1 protein-coding gene and 2 pseudogenes are annotated in these 3,387 nt (G+C 57.6%); 1 reads left to right on the top strand and 2 read right to left on the bottom strand.

Translation table 11 applies throughout. The features are described from left to right. Positions 1-941 (top strand): annotated as a pseudogene (locus AC1D17_RS28145) (IS3 family transposase); the annotation flags it as partial. 347 nt (positions 942-1,288) lie between these two features. Here the strand turns inward: AC1D17_RS28145 and AC1D17_RS28140 are convergent. Beyond that, positions 1,289-2,734: a CYTH and CHAD domain-containing protein gene (locus AC1D17_RS28140; RefSeq protein WP_477568517.1), complete on the bottom strand. Its 1,446-nt coding sequence runs from the start codon at positions 2,732-2,734 to the stop codon at positions 1,289-1,291. 392 nt (positions 2,735-3,126) lie between these two features. Next, positions 3,127-3,387 (bottom strand): annotated as a pseudogene (locus tag AC1D17_RS28135) (hypothetical protein); the annotation flags it as partial.

Below are 3,387 nucleotides of genomic sequence, written 5' to 3'. Positions count from 1 at the left end.
TGATCCTGGCGGAGGCTGCCAGGGGAAACTTCTAAGCCCCGCCCGCCGCCGTGCCTGTGTGGACCATGTCACCGCAGAACTGGGCGTGTCCGAACGACGGGCATGCCGGGTTCTCGGCCAGCATCGTTCTACGCAGCGCAAAATCGCAAAGACACCGGCTGACGAGGCGGCATTGACCGCCGACATCACGGCACTCGCTCTCCAGTATGGCCGCTATGGCTATCGTCGCATCACGGCGATGCTGCACCAGGCGGGCTGGATCGTGAACGTCAAACGGGTCGAGCGGATATGGCGACGGGAGGGGCTGAAGGTTCCCTACAAGCAACCAAAGCGCGGTCGGCTCTGGCTGAACGAAAGCTCATGTATCCGGCTTCGGCCGGAGTACCCCAATCATGTCTGGTCCTACGATTTTGTCGAAGACCGGACCCACAACGGCAGAAAGCTACGCATGTTCGCGACAAACGCTTTGCGTTTGCGCTGATGTGATCGACGAGTTCACACGGGAATACATCGCTATCAGGGTCGAGAGAAAGCTGAAGGCTGTCGACGTCATCGATGTGCTCTCCGACCTCTTCATCCTGCGCGGCGTCCCGGCACATATTCGTTCTGACAACGGTCCCGAATTCATTGCCAAGGCTTTGAGGGAATGGATTGCGCTGGTCGGTGCCAAGACGGCCTACATCATGCCGGGCAGCCCGTGGGAGAACGGTTATTGCGAAAGCTTCAACTCGAAGCTCAGGGACGAACTGCTCAACGGAGAAATTTTCTACACGCTCAAGGAGGCAAAGATCATCATCGAGAGTTGGCGGCAGCACTACAACACCGTGCGTCCGCACTCATCACTGAACTACAAGCCACCAGCACCCGAAGCCACCGTGTGGCCGCGTCAGAACGGACCGGCATCAACCCCGGCGGTAGCGGCCAGACCCAGAATGCACTAACATTAAACCAGGATCACCCGATGGGGGCAGGCCACGTGGCTGATGACATACCGCTGTCATAGGGGACCAGGATCAACGGCGGATCGCTTCAGACGGGCGCTGACATCAACTTTTCACACACATAAGTAATATTGAATAAGGCCGAGGGAGCGGACCTTTGCAGCATGGCCATTTCAGCACGAAAACATTTGACCCTTCCCGGCCTCCCCGAGAAGGGTCTTTTTCCATTTCCTTCAAGCAAAAAAAGACCCCGCCGAGGCGAGGTCGAATTTGATGACACATAAAGAGGGGACGTGCTCTCGTAGGAGGGTTAGCAGGGACTTGCGTCACTTCGATGACGCAGCTGATCATCTCCAGAACCGCTTCGCATCGAGTACRTCGTCCAGCGCATCCTGGGCTTTCCTGATGAGAGCAGACTTGTCAGCATGTGAAAGGAGCTGAGCCGCTTCCGGATGATCGCGAAGCCCATGCTTGTCGAGAACATCCGGCCCCGTCACGAGATCGTTCAAGGCCCCAAGCGTACCCTGGAGTGTTTCCATGGCGGCGATGAAACGTTTATATCGGCGCGAGCCGCGCTTGTCTGCGAAGAGCGACCCGAAAAACTCTACCGCATAGCGCAGCTTCTTTGAGTCCTTGCGCACCTCGTGCCGCTGGTCGTCATCGATGCGAGCAAGTTCGCGCCCATGTTTCTTCAGTTTCCTGCGCAGCTTCTCCAGCGCCTCGCAGGCGAACTCAATAGCAGATGTCTGCGGGTATTCCGGAGTGGCTGCGGGCACGAGATATTCTCCACAACGGAGCCACTCATTGAAGTCCATCATGAGCGCCCTTGCACGAAACGATCCAAGCGCGTCCATGACATCCCCGTATGCCGATGTCCGCGCCTCGCCCAACCGTTCCCGCAACTCGTCCGCGTTCGGCAGCAGCACGTCGAGATTGCGCGCCTCGCCGAGGATGCCTGCGAGCCAACGGAATTCGCCTGATATCCGTTTCCCAGTTTCATCCCGGAACAACGGCTTGAAGAGAGAGATCACAGAGCGGAGACGTCTCAGGGCCACGCGCGCCTGATGAAGCGCCTCGACGTTCTTCCTATCCAGGAGAATGGCCTCGTTCATGCGGAACTGGCGGAAGCAGGACCCCGCAATCGTCTGAAAGGCTTCCGAAACTGCTATCCCGCGTTCAAGTTCGATCGGCTCCGCCTTTACGACTATTCGCAACGCCTGAAGCATCCGATAGCCACGCTCGGCTTTCGAAAGCACTCCGAACTTGCAGGGGACGATAACCTCGATCCTGCGCGCCAGCACGAAGAGATCGCTGGCGTTACCATCCTTGAGTTCGAGTTCCATCTCAAGGATGGGTGTGTGGCGATCCCCGGCCGTGACAAGCCCAGTGTCTACGACCGCTTCGATCTTCGATCCATTCTCCGTCAGGTTCCAGACCCGTCTCTGAATGGATATCTCGAACTGGGGCAAAAGCTCTGCTGCTACAGGCCCGAACTCATTGAGGAGCGGGCTCGAGTGATCGAGGACCGGTTCGTCGCCAGTAACGGGCGTCTCCCATTCGCTGCGTGCAAACAGGGATGCCCCTGGTCCGGTCGCCTTCACCGACTGAACCCTTGCCTCGCCGGAACGACGGATGCGCAGCGTGAAGCCAGAGTTGTGCAGGCGATGGTCCGTAGCGTCGAAATACGTGGAGTGCTGCTCAACGACCTCGACTGGATCGCCAAGAAGGTCGGAACCGAGAAGGGTGTCGAGATCCGCAGGCAGGATTTCGAGCTTCAGTTCGATTTCGGTCATGTGGGCACCTGTCTGATATCCGCGCTGAAATGTTGATGACATCTGTATGCTTCAAAAATTCCGCAGCACGATGACAACGACCGCCTGCCAACTGCCATTTTGAAGCCCGCTTGGCCTTCTCCGGCGGCTGGGCTAAGACAGTTTCCGGCTCATCGACATTGTCGTTCGACGACGTGTCGAGCCTATGCTTGTTGGCCAGCGCATAGGTCGCGTGAAGAATATTGGTGCCCGCAACGCTGACTACACCCGCGTCCCGGTTCCGCCGGAGCTTTACGTCCCGAATAAGTATCGATGATGATAGGCGCCGCGGCGCCATCCATGCATGACAACACCGCAAGAGTTGATCAAACGCCACCCTTTGCCAGGGGTTGGTCTTGGTTCCCCTTTTACACCTAAGCCTGCACTTCGCCATTGTGCGCGTCCGACTTCACTTCCTCCTTCGCCACCTTCTGCTGCTTTTTTGCTTTGGGCTCGGACTTCTGATCGTCTTTTGTGGAGATCTGAGGCGCGTCGGTGGCATCGTTGTCATCGTCATTGTCGTCTGGCGAAAATGCATCAAGGCGATGTTTGATGGCAAGCGCATAGATCGTGTTGAGGATATTTCCGTCGCGAAGATCCGGATCGCTCAATGCCAGCAGCGACGCCCGCACGAT

The organism is Pararhizobium sp. P1_E7 (genome assembly GCF_056405855.1).
Note: the sequence above shows the minus strand (reverse complement) of the source record. Positions and strands in the feature narration are given on the sequence as shown.